The sequence below is a fragment of the Pseudomonas aphyarum genome (genome assembly GCF_028657055.1).
GTDB lineage: Bacteria > Pseudomonadota > Gammaproteobacteria > Pseudomonadales > Pseudomonadaceae > Aquipseudomonas > Aquipseudomonas aphyarum.
Map to the genome: position 1 here is coordinate 235,033 of NZ_JAMDGS010000002.1, position 21,521 is coordinate 256,553.

The 21,521-nt window shown below is 60.6% G+C and carries 23 protein-coding genes; 5 read left to right on the plus strand and 18 right to left on the minus strand.

All coding sequences use genetic code 11. The annotated features are described in order from the left end of the window. The first annotated feature begins 15 nt into the window (after window positions 1-15). Together M5G18_RS02700 and M5G18_RS02705 are read left to right on the plus strand one after the other, a co-directional pair. Complete coding sequence (locus M5G18_RS02700; protein ID WP_273898525.1) at window positions 16-1,206, plus strand: osmoprotectant NAGGN system M42 family peptidase; 1,191 nt, start codon at window positions 16-18, stop codon at window positions 1,204-1,206. 59 nt (window positions 1,207-1,265) lie between these two features. Further along, complete coding sequence (locus M5G18_RS02705; RefSeq protein ID WP_003192759.1) at window positions 1,266-1,493, plus strand: YheU family protein; 228 nt, start codon at window positions 1,266-1,268, stop codon at window positions 1,491-1,493. A gap of 6 nt (window positions 1,494-1,499) precedes the next feature. Here M5G18_RS02705 and csrA read toward each other — a convergent pair whose 3' ends face one another. The 3 genes from csrA to M5G18_RS02720 all read right to left on the minus strand — a co-directional run bounded on the left by csrA (window position 1,500) and on the right by M5G18_RS02720 (window position 3,036). Next, window positions 1,500-1,685, minus strand: a complete 186-nt coding sequence (gene csrA / locus M5G18_RS02710) for a carbon storage regulator CsrA (RefSeq protein WP_007950875.1) — start codon at window positions 1,683-1,685, stop codon at window positions 1,500-1,502. A 138-nt stretch (window positions 1,686-1,823) separates the two neighbouring features. Then, window positions 1,824-2,156, minus strand: coding sequence for a YnfA family protein (locus M5G18_RS02715; protein WP_007950874.1), 333 nt, complete (start codon window positions 2,154-2,156; stop codon window positions 1,824-1,826). Between the two features lie 64 nt (window positions 2,157-2,220). Continuing rightward, window positions 2,221-3,036, minus strand: a complete 816-nt coding sequence (locus tag M5G18_RS02720; protein ID WP_273898529.1) for an SDR family oxidoreductase — start codon at window positions 3,034-3,036, stop codon at window positions 2,221-2,223. 256 nt (window positions 3,037-3,292) lie between these two features. Between M5G18_RS02720 and M5G18_RS02725 the strand changes: the two genes are divergently transcribed. After that, window positions 3,293-3,451, plus strand: a complete 159-nt coding sequence (locus M5G18_RS02725) for a DUF3309 family protein (RefSeq protein WP_169432680.1) — start codon at window positions 3,293-3,295, stop codon at window positions 3,449-3,451. A 60-nt stretch (window positions 3,452-3,511) separates the two neighbouring features. On the opposite strand, the gene M5G18_RS02730 is transcribed toward M5G18_RS02725, so the two are convergent. The 10 genes from M5G18_RS02730 to M5G18_RS02775 all read right to left on the minus strand — a co-directional run bounded on the left by M5G18_RS02730 (window position 3,512) and on the right by M5G18_RS02775 (window position 12,955). Beyond that, window positions 3,512-5,605: an LTA synthase family protein gene (locus tag M5G18_RS02730; RefSeq protein WP_273898530.1), complete on the minus strand. Its 2,094-nt coding sequence runs from the start codon at window positions 5,603-5,605 to the stop codon at window positions 3,512-3,514. Between the two features lie 313 nt (window positions 5,606-5,918). Next, a complete protein-coding gene (locus M5G18_RS02735; protein ID WP_007950871.1) occupies window positions 5,919-6,524 on the minus strand; it encodes an START domain-containing protein in 606 nt (201 codons plus the stop codon). A 41-nt stretch (window positions 6,525-6,565) separates the two neighbouring features. After that, window positions 6,566-6,820, minus strand: coding sequence for a YkgJ family cysteine cluster protein (locus M5G18_RS02740; RefSeq protein WP_085745031.1), 255 nt, complete (start codon window positions 6,818-6,820; stop codon window positions 6,566-6,568). A 166-nt stretch (window positions 6,821-6,986) separates the two neighbouring features. Beyond that, window positions 6,987-7,466, minus strand: coding sequence for a translation initiation factor 2 (locus M5G18_RS02745; RefSeq protein WP_273898534.1), 480 nt, complete (start codon window positions 7,464-7,466; stop codon window positions 6,987-6,989). Window positions 7,467-7,540: 74 nt separating this feature from the next. Beyond that, window positions 7,541-8,980: an aminotransferase-like domain-containing protein gene (locus M5G18_RS02750; protein ID WP_007950868.1), complete on the minus strand. Its 1,440-nt coding sequence runs from the start codon at window positions 8,978-8,980 to the stop codon at window positions 7,541-7,543. Between the two features lie 201 nt (window positions 8,981-9,181). Then, window positions 9,182-9,994: an OmpA family protein gene (locus M5G18_RS02755; protein ID WP_007950867.1), complete on the minus strand. Its 813-nt coding sequence runs from the start codon at window positions 9,992-9,994 to the stop codon at window positions 9,182-9,184. Beyond that, on the minus strand, window positions 9,991-10,347 hold the full coding sequence (locus M5G18_RS02760) for a DUF4398 domain-containing protein (RefSeq protein ID WP_170929392.1): 357 nt from the start codon (window positions 10,345-10,347) through the stop codon (window positions 9,991-9,993). The genes M5G18_RS02755 and M5G18_RS02760 overlap by 4 nt, the downstream gene beginning before the upstream one ends. A gap of 9 nt (window positions 10,348-10,356) precedes the next feature. Further along, window positions 10,357-11,193, minus strand: a complete 837-nt coding sequence (locus tag M5G18_RS02765) for a substrate-binding periplasmic protein (RefSeq protein ID WP_085745035.1) — start codon at window positions 11,191-11,193, stop codon at window positions 10,357-10,359. A gap of 80 nt (window positions 11,194-11,273) precedes the next feature. Then, window positions 11,274-12,203 (minus strand): electron transfer flavoprotein subunit alpha/FixB family protein, encoded by a 930-nt coding sequence (locus M5G18_RS02770; protein ID WP_085647477.1) that lies wholly within the window; start codon window positions 12,201-12,203, stop codon window positions 11,274-11,276. Between the two features lie 2 nt (window positions 12,204-12,205). Further along, window positions 12,206-12,955, minus strand: coding sequence for an electron transfer flavoprotein subunit beta/FixA family protein (locus M5G18_RS02775; RefSeq protein WP_007950859.1), 750 nt, complete (start codon window positions 12,953-12,955; stop codon window positions 12,206-12,208). Between the two features lie 524 nt (window positions 12,956-13,479). Between M5G18_RS02775 and M5G18_RS02780 the strand changes: the two genes are divergently transcribed. Further along, window positions 13,480-15,144 carry an electron transfer flavoprotein-ubiquinone oxidoreductase gene (locus tag M5G18_RS02780; protein WP_007950858.1) on the plus strand — a complete coding sequence of 555 codons (1,665 nt, stop codon included), beginning with the start codon at window positions 13,480-13,482 and terminating at the stop codon, window positions 15,142-15,144. Window positions 15,145-15,210: 66 nt separating this feature from the next. On the opposite strand, the gene M5G18_RS02785 is transcribed toward M5G18_RS02780, so the two are convergent. Continuing rightward, complete coding sequence (locus M5G18_RS02785) at window positions 15,211-16,101, minus strand: AraC family transcriptional regulator (RefSeq protein WP_007950856.1); 891 nt, start codon at window positions 16,099-16,101, stop codon at window positions 15,211-15,213. A gap of 191 nt (window positions 16,102-16,292) precedes the next feature. Here M5G18_RS02785 and M5G18_RS02790 point away from each other — a divergent pair, with 191 nt between their 5' ends. Then, window positions 16,293-17,345, plus strand: coding sequence for an NAD(P)-dependent alcohol dehydrogenase (locus tag M5G18_RS02790; RefSeq protein ID WP_011335405.1), 1,053 nt, complete (start codon window positions 16,293-16,295; stop codon window positions 17,343-17,345). On the opposite strand, the gene M5G18_RS02795 is transcribed toward M5G18_RS02790, so the two are convergent. The 4 genes from M5G18_RS02795 to M5G18_RS02810 form a co-directional block, all read right to left on the minus strand. Further along, window positions 17,342-18,145: an IclR family transcriptional regulator gene (locus M5G18_RS02795; protein WP_007950852.1), complete on the minus strand. Its 804-nt coding sequence runs from the start codon at window positions 18,143-18,145 to the stop codon at window positions 17,342-17,344. The two genes, M5G18_RS02790 and M5G18_RS02795, sit on opposite strands and share 4 nt — an antisense overlap. A gap of 60 nt (window positions 18,146-18,205) precedes the next feature. Then, complete coding sequence (locus tag M5G18_RS02800; RefSeq protein ID WP_273898538.1) at window positions 18,206-19,516, minus strand: MFS transporter; 1,311 nt, start codon at window positions 19,514-19,516, stop codon at window positions 18,206-18,208. 187 nt (window positions 19,517-19,703) lie between these two features. Continuing rightward, window positions 19,704-20,852: a galactonate dehydratase gene (gene dgoD, locus M5G18_RS02805; protein WP_007950849.1), complete on the minus strand. Its 1,149-nt coding sequence runs from the start codon at window positions 20,850-20,852 to the stop codon at window positions 19,704-19,706. A 48-nt stretch (window positions 20,853-20,900) separates the two neighbouring features. Continuing rightward, complete coding sequence (locus M5G18_RS02810; RefSeq protein ID WP_273898539.1) at window positions 20,901-21,521, minus strand: 2-dehydro-3-deoxy-6-phosphogalactonate aldolase; 621 nt, start codon at window positions 21,519-21,521, stop codon at window positions 20,901-20,903.

Genomic DNA, 21,521 nt, shown 5'->3' on the forward strand with positions numbered 1-21,521 from the left:
GCAACAGGAGTTTCCATGACCACCCAATTTCCCGAACCGGATCTGAACTACCTGCAGAAAGTCCTGCTGGAAATGCTCGCCATTCCCAGCCCTACCGGGTTCACCGACACCATCGTGCGCTACGTCGCCGAGCGTCTGGAAGAACTTGGTATTCCCTTCGAAATGACCCGTCGCGGCACCATCCGCGCCACTCTCAAGGGCAAGAAAAACAGCCCCGACCGGGCGGTATCGGCGCACCTGGACACCATCGGCGCCGCCGTGCGCGCGGTGAAAGACAACGGACGTCTGACCCTGGCGCCGGTGGGTTGCTGGTCGAGCCGATTTGCCGAGGGCAGCCGAGTCAGCCTGTTCACCGACAACGGCGTGATTCGCGGCAGCGTGTTGCCATTGATGGCGTCCGGGCATGCCTTCAACACGGCCGTGGACGAGATGCCGATCAGTTGGGATCACGTCGAGCTGCGTCTGGATGCCTACTGCGCGACCCGTGCCGATTGCGATTCGCTGGGCATCAGCGTCGGCGATGTGGTGGCCTTCGATCCGCTGCCGGAGTTCACCGAAAGCGGTCATATCAGCGCCCGCCATCTGGACGACAAGGCCGGCGTCGCTGCGCTGCTGGCAGCGCTGAAAGCCATCGTCGACAGCGGCCAGGAGTTGATGATCGATTGCCATCCGCTGTTCACCATCACCGAGGAAACCGGCAGCGGCGCGGCGGCAGCGTTGCCGTGGGACGTCAGCGAATTCGTCGGCATCGACATCGCCCCGGTCGCGCCGGGCCAGCACTCCAGCGAACATGCGGTGAGCGTGGCGATGCAGGATTCCGGCGGGCCGTACGACTATCACCTGTCGCGACACCTGCTGCGTCTGGCCGGTGAGCACGAACTGCCGGTGCGCCGCGACCTGTTCCGCTATTACTTCAGCGATGCCCACTCGGCGGTCACCGCCGGTCACGACATCCGCACCGCCCTGCTCGCCTTCGGCTGCGACGCAACCCACGGCTACGAACGCACGCACATCGACAGCCTCGCGGCACTCAGTCGTCTGCTGGGGGCGTACATTCTGAGTCCGCCGGTGTTCGCCAGCGATGCGCAACCGGCCACCGGGTCACTGGACCGCTTCAGTCATCAGATCGAGCACGAAACCCAGATGGAGAGCGACACCCGTGTGCCGTCGGTGGACAGCCTTGTGGGGCAACGCGCGGACAGTTGAGTCTGGCCCTCGGCGGTCATTCGCCGTAGCATCCCGACATTGATTTAGCCGAGGTGCCCATGCTGATTCCCTACGACGCGCTCGAAGTCGACACCCTCACCCGCCTGATCGAGGATTTCGTCACCCGCGACGGTACCGACAACGGTGACGACACGCCGCTGGAAACCCGCGTACTGCGGGTTCGCCAGGCGCTGACCAAAGGCCAGGCGCTCATCGTTTTCGATCCGGAAAGCGAACAATGCCAGTTGATGCTCAAGCACGACGTGCCCAAGCACCTGTTCGACTGAAAACGGTCAGCGGCCCTTGCCGCTGGCCTGTTTGCGCTGGATCCGTTCGTAGACCTCGGCGCGATGCACGCCGACCTGCTCCGGCGCTTCGACGCCGAACCGCACGCTGGAGCCGTTGACCGCCAGAACGCGCAGAGTGATGTTGTCGCCGATGGAAATCAGTTCACCGACAACACGGCTGAGTACAAGCATGGGAGGTGTCCTTCAAGGTTTGCGAGCCTTGAAGATGCGCGGGTTTCGACCGCCCTACAATGCGCGCCGGACAATTCAGTCATTCCCTACGCGCCAAGGCGCGCAAGCCTTCAGACATTTCCCTCAGACCTACAAGATTCAGCTCGCGGAAAACCGCGGCCCGAACAGGATCACACTGGCCCCGATCACACACAGCGCCACACCGATCCAGTCCGAACCCAACGGACGGATGCGCTCGACCACCGCCAGCCAGCCAATCGAAGCAATGATGTAGATGCCACCGTAAGCGGCGTAGGCGCGACCGGCGTAGGTCGCTTCGACGCGCGTCAACAGCAGCGCGAACAGGGTCAGGCTGATCAGCGCCGGGATCACCCACAAGGCGCTTTTGCCCTGGCGCAGCCACATCCAGAACGCGAAACAGCCGGCGATTTCGAACAGCGCGGCGAGGAAGAACCACAGGTAGTTGAGCATGCAAGACATCTCGTCAGGGTGACTGTTGCGGCCACCCTAACGATGCGTCGAACCCCGGGCAAGTTCAGCCGTTGTTCTGTTTGGCCTTGGCGCGCATCTTTTCGGCCATCGCGGTCATTTCGTTGTACAGCAACTGCGGGTTTTTCTGTTTGAGTGCCCAGGCCATGCGCCCTTGTTCGTGGGGCAGGATCATGAATTCGCCGGCTGCGACTTGCTGGTAGATGTAATCGGCAATATCGCTGGCGGTGATGGGCGAACTTTCCAGCAACTTGCCGACCTGGGCTTTCATCGCCGGCGTCGGGCCACGGAAAGAATCCAGCAGATTGGTCTGGAAGAATGACGGGCAGACCACATGAACCCCGACTTCCTGTTGGGCCAGTTCGATCAACAAGCTTTCCGACAACGCCACCACTCCAGCCTTGGCCACGTTGTAGTTGCTCATCGCCGGGCCCTGCATCAGCGCGGCCATCGAGGCGATGTTGATGATCTTGCCCTTGCTCTGCTCCAGCAGCGGCAGGAACGCCTTGCAACCCTTGACCACGCCCATCAGGTTGATCGCGATCTGCCAGTCCCAGTCCTCCAGCGACAACTCGCTGAAGAAACCGCCCGAGGCCACACCGGCGTTGTTGACGATGATGTCGATACCGCCAAGTTTCACTTCGCAGGCCTGGGCAAACGCAGTGAGCTGGCTGTAATCACGCACGTCGCAGCGCTGGATGAAGCCGTCGCCGCCGGCCTCGCGAACCAGTTTGAGGGTCTCTTGCAAACCGGGCTCGCTGACGTCGGACAAGGCCAGTTGCCAGCCTTCACGCGCCCAGCGCAGCGCGATTTCGCGACCCAGGCCTGAGCCCGCGCCAGTGATCATCATGCGATTTTGCATAGCAGACAGCCTTGTTGTTCCGGGGAAGATGCGCGGAGTGTAGCGAAGGATCCGCAGCGACCCACGCTCCATCAGATTGCTGAATGGCGAGGGCAAACCGCGACAGCAAACGAAATAAGCACGCGAGCCAAATACCTTAAAAAAACATTGAATTTTCTTTCGTGCGCACCAGTCGGAATCTGTAAGCCGTCTGGATTTAGTTCAACTTCCAGCCGCCCTTGAACACCAAGACTTCACAGACACTATCAACAAGGAAATAGACATGGGCACAATTCTAATCATTATCCTGATCCTGTTGCTGATCGGTGGTCTGCCGGTCTTCCCGCACTCCAGAAGTTGGGGTTATGGCCCTTCGGGCATTATCGGTGTGGTGCTGGTAGTACTGTTGGTGCTGTTGTTACTCGGTCGGATATGACTGTTTGACCGACAAAAAAAAGAGGCCCTTCAAGGGCCTCTTTTTTATTGCGCCGAATGATCAGTCCGGCTTGCCGTTAATCACACCAGCGGTGTTGTCGATCAGGCTCTTGGTGGCCGTTTGCAGGAACGCTTCGAGCTTGAGTTTCAGCTCGGCAGTGCGCGGTGCATCCGGTACCACTTCGGCGTGCGGGTTGGCGCCCAGCTCGTACTGATAGATCTTCGGTGCCATTTCCTTCTCTTTCGGCAGCACCAGGATCTGGTCGGCGGTGACGATGGCGGTGGTCTGCTCGCTGCCCGACGGCTTGATCACACCAAAACCGGTGTCACCCTGCGGCAGGTTCAGCAGATCGCGGCCCCAGCACTGATGGCGCACTTCGCCACCGAGGCGACCCATGATGGTCGGCACGATATCGATCTGGGTGCCCACGGTGTGGTCACGGGTACCGAATTTTTCCTGGATGCCCGGTGCGATCATCAGCATCGGCACGTTGAAACGGCCAAGGTCCATTTCGGTGATCTGTCGCTCGTTGCCGAAACCGTGGTCGCCGACGATGACGAACAGGGTTTCCTTGAAGTACGGCTCCTTGCGGGCCTTCTCGAAGAACTGGCCCAGCGCCCAGTCCGCATAACGCATGGCGGTCAGGTGTTCATTGAGCGGGCCACGGTCGGTGACGCGCTCGACCGGCAACGGCGTCGGCAAGGCGTACGGCGTGTGGTTGGACAGGGTCTGCAGCAGCGCGTAGAACGGCTTGCCGTTTTCCCGCGCCTTGAGCTCCACCAGACCACGGTCGAACATGTCCTGGTCGGACACGCCCCAGGTCGGATCGGAGAACACCGGGTTTACGAAGTCGTTGCGGCCGACGAAGTTGGTCATGCCCTGATTGCTGAAGAAACCGGACTGGTTGTCCCAGGCAAAGTCGCCGTTGTAGACGTACACGTCGTCGTAGTCACGAGCGCTGAGCAACTGCGGCAGGCCGGACAGCTTGTGGCTGCCTTCCGGGGTCTGCATCAGGTATTCGAAACCCGGCAGGTTCGGGAAGCACGCCATGGTGGCAAACATGCCCTGGTGGGTGTGGGTGCCGTTGGAGAAGAAACGGTCGAACAGCAGGCCTTCCTTCGACAGCTTGTCGAGGTACGGCGTGATGTTGCCCGGCGCGCCCAGTGCGCCCACCGAGTGACCGGCCATGCTTTCCATCAGGATCACGACGACGTTCTTGATCGGCAGGGTCTTGTCGGCAGGCGGCGTGTATTCACGACGCACGGCAGCGATATCGGCATCCACCAGTTTGTCGTCCGACGTCATCAGCATCTCGCGCACCACTTTCTGTGCCTGATCCTGCGGCAGCGTGGCTTTCCAGATGTTGTCGCGATCCTCGCCCATCCGGTCCTTGGCCGCCGCGATCAGCGACAGCGTGCCGTTGAGGCCGAGCTGGTTGGCGAAGTTCGAATCGGTGGTGTACACGTCACCCCAGCGCAGCGGCGGGCCTTGGCGCAGGGTGCCGCGAGCGGCGACCACGCAGATCAGCAGGCACACCACGAACACCGCCAGACGCGCATACCATGGCGCCACTTGACGGGTGCCGACGTTGCCACCGCTGAACGGGCCACGCGGACGGGTCAGACGGTCGGCGCCCTTGAACGCCAGGGTCAGGATCAGCGTGCCCACGGCCCAGGCCAGCAGGTAACGCACCACCGGGAAACCGTACCAGAGCATGCTCATCACGGTTTTCGGGTCTTCCTTCACGTACTGGAACACCAGGCCGTTGAGGCGCTGGTGGAACTCGCGATAGAAGTCCATCTCCATCAGGCCGAGGAACAGCGCGATGCTCGAAGCAACAGTCAGCCACAGACGGAAGAACCCGCGCGCCGCCATGGCCCGTGCACTGAACAGCGCCAGCACCAACGGAATGCACAGATACACCACCAGGCGAATATCGAAGCGCAGGCCGTTGGCGAAGGCTTCGAGGAAGGTCGAGGCCGGGGTGTCGAGGATCATCTCGCGGTTGTAGACCAGCAGCGCGAGGCGCAGCACGGAAAACATCACCATCATGACCAGCGCGCACAGGAGCGTGTAGGCCAGATGCGATTTGACGGTCGGTTGCAGCAGGCGACTGGAAGATCGCTGCTGACTCAGGGCGTCCGGGTTTGCCATGTCGTTTTAGGACCCATTGGAAGTTGAAGTTGCAAAAATTCAGCTGCGCCCTGCCCTCTGTTGGCCATTCCAGGCCCCGGGGCTTGCGCGGAGCGCAAATGTTGCACGATCACCGGCGGCATTGCCATTGATTAGTGCCCGCTGCCGGACGCTTTCATTCAAGGCACGGCACGCCGGGACAGGTGCAGACAGCGCGGGCGAATTGTCTTGGAGACTTTGTGAAAATTTCGTTCAACGCATATCCGGAAACACAATAAACCTGGAAAACAAAACGCCCCGAGTTCTTCGGGGCGTTTACAGATGAACGCGACAGTTACTTCTCGGCGCGTTCTTTCAAGGCTTTCAGGGTGTTGAACGGTGCGTCGACCACAAACTTGTTGGCGATCATCGACGGCACGCTGCCGCCCGGCTCGGTGTGAACCTGATAAGTCACTTCAACCTGATCGCCTTTTGGCACGAACTTCCAGAAGCCTTTGACTTGAGCAACCCGCACAAAGCCCTTTTCTTCAGGCAGGTACTTCGGCACGCCTTCCAGGTTACGGGTCAGGCTGCCATCGGCGCCTTCAACAGTGGTGACATGCAGGATCGAATCGCGCGGGGTGACCGGCCATGGCGTGTTGAACTGAGTGTAGGTCCAGCTCTGGTCGCCTTCGTGCTTGAGCAGTTTCTGGGTCTTGCACTCGTGAATCCAGGCGCACGCACCGGAAACGTCTTCCTGCAAGGCGCGCAGTTTGGCGATGGTGGTCTTCATCACGGTCACGCCCTGATAAGACTTGTAGTCCGAACCCGGCACTTCGCTCAGGGAGACCTTGATGCCGTCCTCGTTCTTGGCGACTTTCCAGTCTTCAGCCTGGGCGGCCGAGGTGGCCAGCACGGCCGTCAAACCACACAAAACAGCGATACGATGCAGCGAACCCATAGTCTTATTCCTTATTGTTGAAGTTCCGTTCGTTTGACACATCACGCCGCCGTCATCTGCTCCCACCAGCCGAGCAGTCTGATCGCGTCGTCCTGGCTGCTGCCGCAGACTTCGGGATCGGCCTTGAATCCTGAACAGACCGCCGGACGTTCCGGTCGGCCGAAAATGTTGCACAGGTTATCGACCGACAACTGAACGCAGCGTTCACCGGCAGGTTTGCCATCGGGCATGCCTGGAATCGGCGAACTGATGGAAGGGGCAATGCAGCAGGCGCCACAGCCTTCACGGCATTTCATGACGACGCGTTCCTCGCAGCGGGCAATGTGTTAAAGGGACGCGGAACAGGGTAACCGCTTAAACGGCTGTTTTAAATTCCCTGAACCGGGGTTTTTACGCAGAAACGAAAGTGACTGACCAGTCTCCGACAAAGCGTCTGGTCTGCGGGTCACCGACGGGGACGATTTATTGCTTGAACTCGAAATCCAGTGCCGCGCCTTCGACTTCCCGGCGCTCTTCGTTGCGCAGTTGCAGCTGCATTTCATTGCTGAGCAAACGGCCGTTGAGCTGGAACCCGCTGTTCTTGTCGCCGAACATCTGCGGCAGAATCGGTTCGCGCTTGGGCAGCGTCACGGAGCCGGGAGGCTTCAACTCTTGAACCATGTCCTTGGGCAGACTCAAATCGAGCTTCGCGGACGGCAATTGCGTCTTGGCCACTTCTTTCGCCGACTTCGACTTGGAAGCGACCGGAGCGCGCTTCTTGGCGGGAGCAGCCTTTTTCTGCGGTGCTTTTTTCGCTGGAACGGTTTTCTTGGCCGTAACCGGCTTTTTCGCGGTGGCAGCTGCCGGCGTCTTTTCCTGAGCCGCGGCCGCCATGGCGCCAGGCACATAACCCATCATCAGCAGGCAGAGCACAACCCAGACGGCAGAAAATTTCGCTTTCATGAACCCAACGAAGCTAACGGCAGAGGGCCATATGCTCGCCTGTTGGGCGTCACATGACAAGCGCCCTCAACGCTTCAAAACCCGCCGGCCATCTCCTGGCAGAGCTGGGTTGCCAACATGCCGAGGGTCATCAGCGCCCGTTCCGCCTCGCGATTCCACGGGATGCCGCAGTTCAACCGGATACAGTGGTTGAACTGTTCGGTGTTGCTGAAGATCAGGCCCGGCGCAATGCTGATGCCCTGTTGCAGTGCCCGCACGTGCAGTTCCTGGGTGTTGACCCGTCCCGGCAGACTGACCCACAGAATGAATCCGCCGGTCGGCCGGGTCATCTGCGTGCCTTCGGGAAAATACTGCTGGACTGCCAACTGGAACGCGCTGAGATTTTTTCGGTATTCCTGGCGGATGTACCTTAAATGCCGGTCATAGCCGCCGTTTTCCAGGTACGCCGCGATGGCCATTTGCGTGACGCTGCACGCTGAATGGGTGCTGAAAGTCTGCAAGCGCTGGATTTCCTGCTGGTACTTGCCGGCGATCATCCAGCCGATGCGTACACCAGGCGATAACGTCTTGGAAAAACTCGAGCAGTAGATCACCCGGTCGAGACGGTCGTAGGCCTTGAGCGACTTGGTGCGCCCCTGCTCGAACATCAACTCGCCATAGATGTCGTCTTCGACGATCTGGATATCGAAGTCCGAAGCCAGTCTCAGCAGTTGTTTCTGCCGCTCTTCGGGCATGGTGCCGCCGAGTGGATTGCTCAGTCGGGTGGTCAGAACCAGCGCCTTGATCGACCATTGGTTGGCCGCCAGTTGCAGGGCTTCGAGGCTCATGCCGGTGGCGGGGTCGCTGGGGATCTCGATGACCTTCAGGCCCAGCAGATCGGCCAGTTGCAGCAACCCGTAATAGGTGGGGGATTCGGCGGCGATCAGGTCGCCGGGGCGGGTCAGCACCCGCAACGACATCTGCAAGGCGTCGACACAGCCGTGGGTGATCACCACTTCCGACGGGTCGACGACCACGCCTGCATCACGCATGCGAATCGCCACTTGGCGGCGCAGCGGCTCGAAACCCGGGCTGAACATGTAACTGAATGCCCGTGGGCTGTGAAAGCGGGTGACCTTGGCCAGTTGCTGATGCAGGGCGCGCACCGGCAAGTAATCGACACTCGGCACCGCCGCCCCCAGCGGGAACACGCCCTCACGACGGGATTCGACCAAAACTTGCTGAATGATGCTGCTGCGGGTGACCAGGCCTGGCCGTTCGACCCGGGCAATGTCCGGCGTGGGCGCCGTCAGTGCGGGAGTCTGGTGCACGTAGTAACCGGACTGCGGCCGCGCGCGGATGAGCCCCTGATCCTCGAGGTTGGCGTAAGCCTGCAACACCGTGGCATGGCTGACGTTGAGCTGCGAACTCATCTTGCGCACCGAAGGCACGCGCTCGCCCGGTTGATAGACGCCACGGCGGATATCTTCGGCCAGCTGTTGAGCAATACGTTGGTAGAGCAAGAGATTGGTCATGACGCAGCACTCGATTTCACGGGCGTTTTATTCTTGTGTGAAACAATACCGGAACAGTTTGGAAGTGTACTGGGACAGTTGCCATATTAGTCAACCATACAGTGCTGTGTCGGTTAAATCTGTACTGCTTTGTGAGGTAATCGACAGACGTAAAAAAGCCCGGTGCTGCCTGACAGCCCGGGCTTTCCAGTAACGCCACCCTTAGCGGGCGGCGCCGAGCTGGCCTTTTTCGTCGGAGAACACGATTTCCACCCGACGGTTCTGCGCACGCCCACGCTCGGAAGCGTTGGCGTCCACCGGATATTCGTCACCGTAGCCTTCGACCTGAATGCGTTTTTCGTCGATGCCCAGGTCCGTCAGCACGTCAGCCACCGACTGCGCGCGATCGCGGGACAGCTTGAGGTTTTCCTGCTTGCCGCCGGTGCTGTCGGTGTAGCCCTCGATCCGCACGATGCGTTTCGGGTTGAGTTGCAGGAACTGCACGATCTTCAGCACCACGCGGTTGGCCGAGTTTTTCAGCTCGGCTTCACCGGTATCGAACAGCACGTCACCGAGGGTCATCACCAAACCACGATCGGTCTGGGTGGTGGCCAGCGCAACGATCTGCTCTTCCAGCCATTTGCCCTGCTGTTGCACGCTCAGCAGTTTGGACTCGCGCAGGGCCAGTTGCAGGCGCTGACGTTCAAGTTCCAGCTTCGCCACACGCTCTTCGTTGAGCACCTGATTGGTGTGCTCACGGGCGATTTCGCTGTAGCGCTGACTCAGGTAGGCGTAGTGCACCACGTCCGAGCCGCTGCCCCAGTACGTCGACAGACGATCGGCACGGGCCAGGGACTCACCGGCGCGGATCACGTCTTTCGGCGCGATACGCAGCACGTTGGAATCTTCCTTGACCTTCTGGAAGTCGGTGCTGGCCTGCTGCAATGCGGATTCGCTGTGCTGACCGGCGCAGCCGTACAGGCTGGCGCAACCGGCGAGAATCAGAGTGCCGAGGGCTTTGGACTTCAGGCTCATTGGGCATCCCCCAGTTGCTTGCGCAGTCGGACGATGCGGGTGTTGAGCACGTTCACTTGCTCTTCGCTCTTCTGGGTCAACACTTTGGCTTCCGCCAGGCGTGCGTCGAGTTCGGCCTGTTCGAAGCGCATCCGCGCATTCTTGTAGGACTCACCCGCCATGCTGCCTTTGGCCCGGTTGAACTTGTCCTCGGCCAGTTTCATTTCCGGCACATCTTCAGCGGTGGCGCCCACGGCTTTGGCTTGCTCAAGGGCCTGCTCGGTCAGACGCATTTGTTCGTTAGGTGCCGGATCGCTGGCGCAACCGGCCAGGGCCAGAACGGCCATGGCCGCGAAAAGAAGTCGATTACTCACTAAGAATCCCTACTGTTTTGGGGCGCTGACAGGTGGTTGCGGCGGCTGTTGCTGCTGCGCCTTCCAGCGCTCGATGTTGCGTTGCAGCGCGGCTTCCGTCAGGCCGGACGCGGGCAATTCTGTCATCTTTTTGGCCAGCTGTCCGCGCAACCACGGATCGTTGCAGGCCGAGTTGTGCGAAACCGCGAGGAACAGACCGGGGCGGTCGATGGGTTGTTCAAAGGCCAGCAGATCATTGGCCATGCCCAGTGCCTGCGCGGCTGCCATGCCCGAGTAGCGACCGGCGAGTACATATTCCACCTCGCCCAGCAGAAGTTTCTGAAACGCCTGGGTCAGGTTTGCCGTACGGGTCAGGGTCAATTGCTGCTCGGCGAAAGTGCCGAATGCCGGGGTCATTCGAGACTTTTCCGACAAGCCGCCGGTATGCCCGTGCAGATCCTTCGCTTCGCTGTAGACCAGAGTCGACCCCTTGCGGGTCCAAACTAGATAGTCGTTTTCCAGCAACGGCGGGTGAATGTAGTCGAGGTTTTCCAGCTCGTTGAAGGTCAGCGGCGCGTCGGCCAACATGTCCATGCGCCCGCTGCGCACTTCGTCGAGGGCCTGGGAACGCTTGCCGGCGTACAGCAGATCGACTTTGATCCCCAGTTCTTTCGCCACCTGTTGCAACAGGTCGGCGCTGGCACCGATCAGTTGTTTGGGGTTCTGCGGATCCTGCCAGAGGTACGGTGGCGCATCCGGGCTGCCGGTGACGACCAGCCGCTCGCACTTGCCCGCCGCCACCGACAGGCCCGGCAACAATGCCAGTCCCAGCAACCACGAGCAGCCCAACCGACGATGCAGATCCATGGCGAAACGCTCCCACTCAAATCCGAGACAAAAAAAAGCCCGACCAAAAGGTCGGGCTCTTTATAAGTGAAGCGGCCGGATTAGACCAGCTTCTCCAACTCAGGTACGGCTTCGAACAGATCCGCCACCAGGCCGTAATCGGCCACCTGGAAGATCGGCGCTTCTTCGTCCTTGTTGATCGCAACGATCACTTTGGAGTCTTTCATGCCGGCCAGGTGCTGGATCGCGCCGGAGATACCGACGGCGATGTACAGCTGTGGCGCAACGATCTTGCCGGTCTGACCGACCTGCATGTCGTTCGGTACGAAACCTGCGTCGACCGCGGCGCGGGAAGCACCAACGGCAGCGCCCAGCTTGTCGGCCAGAGCGTACAGGTGTTTGAAGTTGTCGCCGTTCTGCATGCCGCGGCCGCCGGAAACGACGATCTTGGCAGCGGTCAGTTCAGGACGATCGGACTTGGCCAGTTCTTCGCTGACGAAGCTGGAAGTGCCAGCGTTGTGAGCAGCAGCAACGGATTCAACCGAAGCGGAACCGCCTTCAGCGGCAACCGGGTCGAAACCGGTGGCACGCACGGTGATCACTTTGATCGCAGCGGTCGATTGCACGGTAGCGATGGCGTTACCGGCGTAGATCGGACGCTTGAAGGTGTCAGCGCTTTCTACCGAGATGATCTCGGAGATCTGGTCAACGTCCAGCTGGGCGGCAACGCGCGGCAGGATGTTTTTGCCGTTGGAAGTGGCGGCAGCCAGGATGTGGCTGTAACCAGCGCCCAGCTCTGCAACCAGAGGAGCAACGTTTTCCGGCAGCTGATGCGCGTAGGCAGCATTGTCAGCGTTCAGGACTTTGCTCACGCCAGCGATTTTCGCGGCGGCTTCAGCCACGGCGCCAGCGCCCTGGCCTGCAACCAGAACGTGGATGTCGCCGCCGATTTTGGCAGCGGCAGCCACGGTGTTCAGGGTGGCCGGAGCCAGCACCTTGTTGTCGTGTTCGGCGATTACCAAGATAGTCATGATCAGATTACCTTCGCTTCGTTTTTCAGTTTCTCGACCAGTTCAGCCACCGACTTGACCTTGATACCCGCGCTGCGTGCAGCCGGCGCTTCGACTTTCAGGGTCTTGTTGGTGGAGGCGGTGGAAACGCCCAAAGCGTCCGGAGTCAGCGTCTCGAGAGGCTTCTTCTTGGCTTTCATGATGTTTGGCAGGGACGCGTAGCGCGGCTCGTTCAAACGCAGGTCGGTGGTGACGATCGCTGGCAGTTTCAGGGAAACGGTCTGCGCGCCGCCGTCGATTTCGCGGGTCACGGCAACGCTGTCGCCGGAGACTTCGACTTTCGAGGCGAAAGTGCCCTGACCGTAGCCGCTCAGTGCAGCGAGCATCTGGCCGGTTTGGTTGTTGTCGCTGTCGATGGCCTGTTTGCCCAGGATCACCAGCTGAGGCTGTTCCTTGTCGACCACGGCCTTGAGCAGCTTGGCCACGGCCAGGGAAGTCAGGTCTTCAGCGGATTCGACGAGGATGGCGCGGTCGGCACCCAGAGCCAGTGCGGTACGCAGCTGTTCCTGAGCGGTGGACGGGCCGATGGAGACGACGACGATTTCAGTCGCAACGCCTTTTTCTTTCAGGCGTACGGCTTCTTCCACTGCGATTTCGCAGAACGGGTTCATCGACATCTTGACGTTGGCGAGGTCTACGCCGGAATTGTCCGCCTTGACGCGAACCTTGACGTTGTAATCCACAACGCGTTTGACAGCTACAAGAACCTTCATGGATTCCTCGTTACTCTCCGGTGAAAAGAAAGTCGCCTAGGCGAACCTGGCGGTTGATGCTCATCGGGCACAAGGGCACCTCTAAAAACGCCGGCTGAGCGGGATGACCGTTCGTCAGTCGTGACTGACGAGTCATGCCGCTTCGCGGTGTGTAAACTGCGCGCCGAACCTGCGCTGCGCATCACCGGTTACCGCCTACGCCCTGTCTTTAGAGGTGCTCTTGAAACCACCATTCAGCCTACGGCGAGCGCAAAACCGCCCGTATCTTGACCGGAACGCCCATTCTGGTCAATACGCCAAAATGCCCTGTCATAAGCCGCGCTTCTTTGATTTCTCTGGGCTGGAGCCGATTCAAACAAACGTTTGTATTGGACGCTAAGAGTGGTGTAGATATAATGCGCCGCCTAGAGAGAAAGGTGGTTTGCCCATTATTAGCCTTGACGTTAACGTAAAGGCAATAACGGATACGACACCGAACCTCCAAATTAGAAAAAAACTGTTGAGCCTTGAGTAGGAGATAGCCTGTGGAACGCGAATACATGGAATTCGACGTGGTCATCGTCGGTGCCGGCCCCGCTGGCCTGTCCGCCGCCTGCCGTCTGAAGCAGAAGGCCGCCGAAGCCGGTAAGGAAATCAGCGTCTGCGTGGTCGAAAAAGGCTCCGAAGTCGGCGCACACATCCTGTCCGGCGCCGTATTCGAACCACGGGCCCTGAACGAACTGTTCCCTGACTGGAAAGAACTCGGCGCTCCGCTGAACACGCCAGTCACCCGCGATGACATCTTCGTGCTGAAAAACGCCGAAAGCGCGCAGAAAATTCCTGACTTCTTTGTGCCCAAGACCATGCACAACGAAGGCAACTACATTATCTCCCTCGGCAACCTGTGCCGCTGGCTCGCCCAGCAGGCCGAAAACCTGGGCGTGGAAATCTACCCGGGCTTCGCCGCTCAGGAAGCGCTGATCGATGAAAACGGCGTGGTACGCGGGATCATCACCGGCGACCTCGGCGTCGACCGCGAAGGCCATCCTAAAGAAGGCCTGTACACCCCTGGCATGGAACTGCGTGGCAAATACACGCTGTTCGCCGAAGGCTGCCGTGGCCACATCGGCAAGCAACTGATCAAGCGCTACAACCTCGACAGCGACGCCGACGCCCAGCACTACGGCATCGGCTTGAAGGAAATCTGGGAAATCGACCCAGCCAAACACCAGCCAGGCCTGGTGGTGCACACCGCCGGTTGGCCGATGGACATCATGGGCACCGAGAACACCGGTGGCTCCTTCCTCTATCACCTGGAAAACAACCAGGTGGTGGTCGGTCTGATCGTCGATCTGTCCTACAGCAACACCTACCTGTCGCCGTTCGACGAATTCCAGCGCCTCAAGCATCACCCGGTGCTCAAGCAGTATCTGGAAGGCGGCAAGCGCATCAGCTACGGCGCTCGCGCAATCTGCAAAGGCGGCCTGAACTCGCTGCCGAAAATGGTGTTCAAGGGCGGCGCACTGATCGGTTGCGACCTCGGCACCCTGAACTTCGCCAAGATCAAAGGCAGCCACACCGCGATGAAGTCCGGCATGCTCGCCGCTGAATCCGTGGCCGACGCGCTGTTCGCTGAAAAGGACGGCACCGAAGAGCTGACCACCTACGTCGACGCCTTCAAGAAGAGCTGGCTCTACGAAGAACTGTTCGCCAGCCGCAACTTCGGCCCGGCGATCCACAAGTTCGGCGCTATCGTCGGCGGCGGTTTCAACTGGCTGGACCAGAACATCTTCGGCGGCAAACTGCCGTTCACCCTGCACGACACCAAGCCGGACTACGCCTGCCTCAAGCTCGCGGCCGACTGCAAGAAGATCGACTACCCGAAACCCGACGGCAAGATCAGCTTCGACAAGCTGAGCTCGGTGTTCATCTCCGGTACCAACCATGAAGAAGAACAGCCGTGCCACCTGAAACTGACCGACCCGACCATCCCGCTGAGCAAGAACCTGCCGCTGTATGACGAGCCGGCGCAGCGCTACTGCCCGGCCGGCGTGTATGAAGTGATCACCAAGGAAGACGGCGAGAAGCGCTTCCAGATCAACGCCCAGAACTGCGTGCACTGCAAGACCTGTGACATCAAGGACCCTTCGCAGAACATCACCTGGGTGACGCCGGAAGGCGCCGGCGGCCCGACCTACCCGAACATGTAAGTCGATCCGCTGAACATCAAGGCTCCCTATATGGGGGCCTTTTTGTTGCCCGCGATTTGCCCGAAATCAAGCCGCGCGCTCATCCCCCGGGCTGCGCTCGAAATAACGTTTGTACTCGCGACTGAACTGCGACGTGCTCTGATACCCCACCCGATGCGCCACCTGCGCCACTCCTAGCCCCTCGGCGATCAACAACGTCTGCGCCTTCAACAAGCGTAAACGCTTCAGATACTGCACCGGCGACAGCAACGTGCTGCGTTTGAAATGCTCATGAAAGGTTGAAACGCTCATGTTCGCGCAACTGGCCAGCGTCTCGACGTTCAACGGTTCGGTGTAGTGCGAGTGCAAATGGCTGATCGAAGCCGCCACCCGCGCAAACTGCCCCTGCTGCTCGACCAGCGCCCGCAGCACATCAGCCTGAGGTCCGCGCAACGCCACGAACAGTAACTCTCGCACCCGCGCCGGTCCGAGAATCTGGCACTCCAGCGGATCGTGCAGACAGCGCAGCAGGCGTTCGACGCAACCGCGCATGTCATCGTCGAGCACCACCGAGGTCATCGACTCCGGTGTCTGCGCCGGAATATGCCGCCCCGGCGCCAGCCCCATGGCCAGAACCAGTTCACCGAGCAGCACCCGGTCGATCGCCACCGACACGCCGAGCAACGGCGCGTCCGGCAACGCATAGGTTTCGCACTCGAACGGCACCGGCAACGCCTGGATCAGATAATGCCCGGCGCCGTACTCCATGGTGCGCGGCCCCAGATACGCCAGTTTGCTGCCCTGGGCGATGATCATCAGGCTCGGTTCATAAATGTGCGGGCCACGGGCGACGTCGCAACTGGCGCGCAGCACCTGCACGCCCGGCAGCCCGGTCTGGCTGTAACCATCGCGCAGCGCCAGCGGTTCGATCAGCGAAACCAGGGTGGCGTTGGCATCAAGGTGACGGGTCAATTGCATCGGGTGGCTCTTCAGAAAAAATCACGGAAAAAGGGATGAAAGCATCATCGCAGATCCTTTTGCCAATGCGACCGATCAACCCCGCATGCCGGAGGATTAGGCATGACACCCGGAGGAATCGCCATGGCCGGACGACCGGACGGCGCCCAGAATGCGCCGCCTCACTTGTCACTGCTTTTGCGAGGTTTCACATGTACACCGCCATCGGCTATGCCGCTCAAACGGCCACCACTCCCCTCGCCCCGATGAAGTTCGAACGCCGCAGCCCACGGGCCGATGACGTCGCCATCGAAATTCTGTACTGCGGCGTCTGCCACTCCGACATCCACCAGGCGCGCAATGAATGGGGCATCGCCGTTTATCCGTTGATGCCCGGCCACGAGATCGTCGGAAAAGTCACCGCCGTCGGTGCGAATGTCACCAAGCACAAGGTCGGCGATCTGGTCGGCGTCGGCTGCATGGTCGACTCATGCCGCACCTGCGAAGCCTGCCAGTCGAACCTCGAGCAATACTGCCTCGAAGGCCCGACCATGACTTATGCCACGCCCGACCGGGTCGATGGCAGCAACACCATGGGCGGTTATTCGGACAGCATCGTGGTCAGCGAACACTTCGTGGTGCGCATCCCCGAGAAGCTGGATCTGGCAGCCGCCGCCCCGATTCTCTGCGCCGGCATCACCACCTATTCGCCACTCAAGCACTACGGCGTGAAGGCCGGCGACAAGGTCGGGATTCTCGGCATGGGCGGCCTCGGTCACATGGGGATCAAGTTCGCCAAGGCCATGGGCGCTGAAGTGACGCTGTTCACCCGTTCGGCAAGCAAGGCTGAGGAAGGTCGTCGTCAGGGCGCCGATCATGTGATCGTGTCCACCGACGAAGAGCAGATGAAAGCTGCAGCCGGTCGTTTCGATTTCCTGCTGGACACCATTCCGGTGCAGCACGATCTCAACCCGTACCTCGACACCCTGCGCTTCGACGGCGTGCACATTCTGGTGGGCCTGATCGAACCGATCGATCCGCCGGTCCACGCCGCGAAACTGGTGCTGGGTCGTCGCGTATTGGCCGGTTCGCTGATCGGTGGTGTCGCCGAAACCCAGGAAGTGCTGGATTTCTGCGCCGAGCACAACATCAGCTGCGACATTGAAATGCTCGACATCCGTCAGATCAATGAAGCCTACGCCCGCATGATCGCCGGCGATGTGAAATACCGCTTCGTGATCGATATGGCGACCTTGAAGCTTTAAACCTTCAAGCCAAGTTCTGCCGAGAGCCGAGCCGTGACCCCTTTGATCAGGGGAATCAGCTCGGCCATTTTTTCCAGCGGCATATACGGCACGGTGCTGGCGATGCTGATCGCCGCGACGATGCGCTTGCTCGCATCGCGGATCGGCGCCGCCACGCAACGGATCGACGGTTCGTTGTCTTCCAGATCGAACGCGTAGCCGCCGGCCACGTATTCGGTCATCCGCTGCTCCAGCTGCTCCCACGACTGTTGGGGATGCTGCGGCCAGAACTGACTTTTCCCACCCGCCGGCAGACTGATGTCGTACAGACGCTGCCAGTCCTGCGGCGCGTCATCCAGCATCAGCGCTTTGCCGATCCCGGTCCGCGCCAGCGGCATGCGATGGCCAACCCGCGAGCGCATTTCCGGGCCGTTGCGCCCCGGATTCTTCAGCAAATAAAGCACCTCGTCGCCTTCACGAATTCCCAGGTGAACGGTGTCGCCGGTCAGCGCCGACAACTCGTCCAGATAAGGCCCGGCCAGGGTCACCAGCGGCAATTCTTCGCGCGCCTGAAATCCCAGTTCGATCAGCTTCGGCCCCAGCAGATAACCGACTTGCGGCACGACGCGCAGGTAGCGCTCGTCCACCAGACAACTGGCCAGACGATGAGTGGTACTGCGCGTGGTGCCGATCAGGCGGGCGATTTCCTTGAGATCGCGGGCGCCACTGGCGACGGCCTGCACCACACCCAACCCGCGAAGCAGGGTCTGGGTGCCGGTCGGCGCGGCGTCCTTGGCGGTTTTTGGGGCGTCTTCCTGCATATCCAGCCTTTAGCGTTGAGCGAGGGAACGGGCGGCATTATGGTCGCCCGACAGGGACGACTACAACTCGATGCGCTCGACCTTGCCCACCAGCAGCACGTAGGACAAAGCACCGATCAATGCCAGAACCGCGATGTAGGTGATCGCCGGGGCGAACGAATCGCCGCTGGCCAGAAAGCCGATGACAATCGGCGTGGCAATCGCCGACAGGTTGCCGATGAAGTTGAACACCCCACCGGTCAAGCCCAGCAGCCGCGCCGGCGCCAGTGTCGAGACCAGCGACCAGGTGATCGACGCCAGCCCGTTGCCGAAAAATGCCAGTGCCAGGAAGGCAATCACCAATGGTGTCGATTCGACGAAGTTGGCGCCGATGATCGAGGTGGAAATCAGCAGCCCGCCAATGATCGGCAGCTTGCGCGCAAACCCGACGGTGCAACCACGGCGAATCAGGAAGTCGGAAAAGAACCCGGAGCACAGCACACCGATGAACGCGGCGAGAAACGGCAACGATGCCAGCAGACCGGACTTGATGAAGTCCATGCCGCGATACTTCACCAGGTAGGTCGGGAACCAGGTCAGGAAAAACCACAGCGTCGAGTTGAGGCAGAACTGGCCGAGGTAGATCCCCCACAACTTGCGTTTACTGAGGACGATACCGAGATCGGTCCAACTGAATTTCGCCTTCACCTTGGCGGTTTCGGCGGCGATATCCACCAGCCCGCCGCCCTCGCGGATCAGGTCGATTTCGCCTTGGTTGGCGCCTTTGAAATCGCGCGGTTCGCGATACACCGCGTACCAGATCGCCGCCCAGACGATGCCCACTGCGCCAGTCGCGACAAATACCATGTGCCAGCCAAATTCATGTTGCAGCCACGCCAGCACCGGGGTCAGGAACGCCAGCCCGACAAACTGCCCGGAGGTATAGAAACCGATGGCCGTAGCCCGTTCACGCTCGGGGAACCAGGTCGTCACCACGCGGCTGTTGATCGGATACGCCGGCGCTTCCAGCGCACCGACCGCCATGCGCAGCACGAACAGTGCGATGAAACTGGCGGCGAAACCGAGCATCACCGTGGCCAGAGACCACAACAGCAGCGCGACGCTGTAAAGGATGCGCGGCGGCACCCGATCCACCAGCCAGCCGCCGGGGATCTGCATGGCGGCGTAGGTCCAGCCGAACGCCGAGAAGATCAGCCCGACGTGCACCGGGTCGATGCCCAGATCCGTCGTCAGTGCCGGGGCGGCAATCGACAGGTTGCTGCGGTCGAGGTAGTTGATGACCACGGTGATGAACAGCAACACCATGATGAAAAATCGCTTGCGGCTGGGCGTGACTAACGTCGCTTGCCCGGTGAGGGTTTGCGGTTGCATGGGGAGCGCCTCTTCTTATGTTTATTGAGGTCGGATTTAGCAGGCGAGATCGTTCCCACGCTCCGCGTGGGAATGCAGCCGGGGACGCTCTGCGTCCCAAGAGCGGACGCAGAGCGTCCATTGAGGCATTCCCACGCAGAGCGTGGGAACGATCTCGTACAGGGTTTATTCGTGAATCAGGCAACAATCACCACTCGGCAAAACTGCCATCGGCATGACGCCAGATCGGGTTGCGCCAGCGGTGGCCGACCGCCGCGCGTTCGATCACGTATTCCTCGTTGATCTCGATCCCCAGGCCCGGGCCGTTGGGGATTTTCACGAAGCCTTTGTCGTAGTCGAACACCCGCGGATCCTTCACATAATCGAGCAGGTCATTGCTCTCGTTGTAATGGATGCCCAGGCTCTGCTCCTGGATAAACGCGTTGTAGCAAGCGGCGTCCAGTTGCAGACACGCCGCCAGCGCGATCGGCCCCAGCGGGCAATGCAACGCCAGCGCCACGTCGTAGGCTTCAGCCATGTTGGCGATCTTGCGGGTCTCGGTGATGCCACCGGCGTGGGAGGCATCCGGCTGGATGATGTCGACGTAACCTTCGCTCAACACCCGTTTAAAGTCCCAGCGCGAAAACAGCCGCTCGCCGAGGGCAATTGGCGTACTGGTCAGCGGTGCCAGTTCTTTCAGCGCTTCGTAGTTTTCGCTGAGCACCGGCTCTTCGATGAACATCAGTTTGTACGGGTCGAGTTCCTTCATCAGTACCTTGGCCATGGGTTTGTGCACCCGGCCATGGAAGTCGACGCCGATGCCGACGTTCGGCCCCACCGCATCACGCACGGCGGCAACGTTGGCCAGTGCCAGATCGACCTTTTCGAAGGTATCGAGAAATTGCAGCTCTTCGGTGCCGTTCATTTTCACCGCCGTAAAACCACGGCCCACCGCCTCTTTCGCGGCTCGCGCGGTGTCCGCCGGACGGTCGCCGCCGATCCACGAATACACACGGATCTTGTCCCGCACCTGACCGCCGAGCAGATCGCTGACCGACACGCCCAGCGCCTTGCCCTTGATGTCCCACAACGCCTGATCGATGCCGGCCAGTGCGCTCATGTGGATCGCGCCGCCGCGGTAGAAGCCGCCGCGATACAGCACAGTCCAGATGTCTTCGATATTGCGTGGGTCTTTGCCGATCAGGTAGTCGGACAATTCCTCAACCGCTGCAGCAACCGTGTGGGCCCGGCCCTCGACCACGGGCTCGCCCCAACCGGTCACGCCCTCGTCGGTTTCGACTTTCAGGAAGCACCAGCGCGGCGGGACGATGAAGGTGGTGAGTTTGGTGATTTTCATCTGCTTGTCTCTCTTGTTAGATGCAGCGCACGCAGCGCCGGAAAAGTCTTAGCGAAGGGCTTTCCAGGCCGCCACGTAGGCCTTGGCATTGGCCGCCACTTGCTCGGTCGTCATGCCCGGCTTGAACAACCCGGAACCGAGGCCGAAGCCTTTGACGCCAGCGTCGATGAACGCCTGCATGTTGTCCGGCGTGATGCCGCCGACCGGCGCCAGAATCGTCCCGACCGGCAACACCGCCAGCCAGGCTTTCACCACCGCCGGTCCCATCTGTTCGGCCGGGAACAGCTTGAGAATGTCCGCGCCCTCCTCCAGTGCCGCAAAGGCTTCGGTCGGTGTGGCAACGCCCGGCGACAGGTACAGCCCCGCCGCTTTCGCAGCCCGCAACACCTTGGTATCGCTGTGGGGCATGACGATGACCTGGCCGCCGGCCTCCTTCACCAATTCCACTTGTTCCGGGGTCAGCACCGTGCCGGCACCGATCAGGCAATCGGCGGGCAAAGTCTTACGCAGGATGCGAATGCTTTCGTACGGTGCGGGGGAATTGAGCGGTACTTCGATGACGCGAAATCCGGCCGCATACAGGACTTCTCCGACAGCGGCGGCTTCCTGCGGATGCAGGCCGCGCAGGATCGCGATCAGACCGTTTTGCGCCAGTGCTTGCTTGAGCAT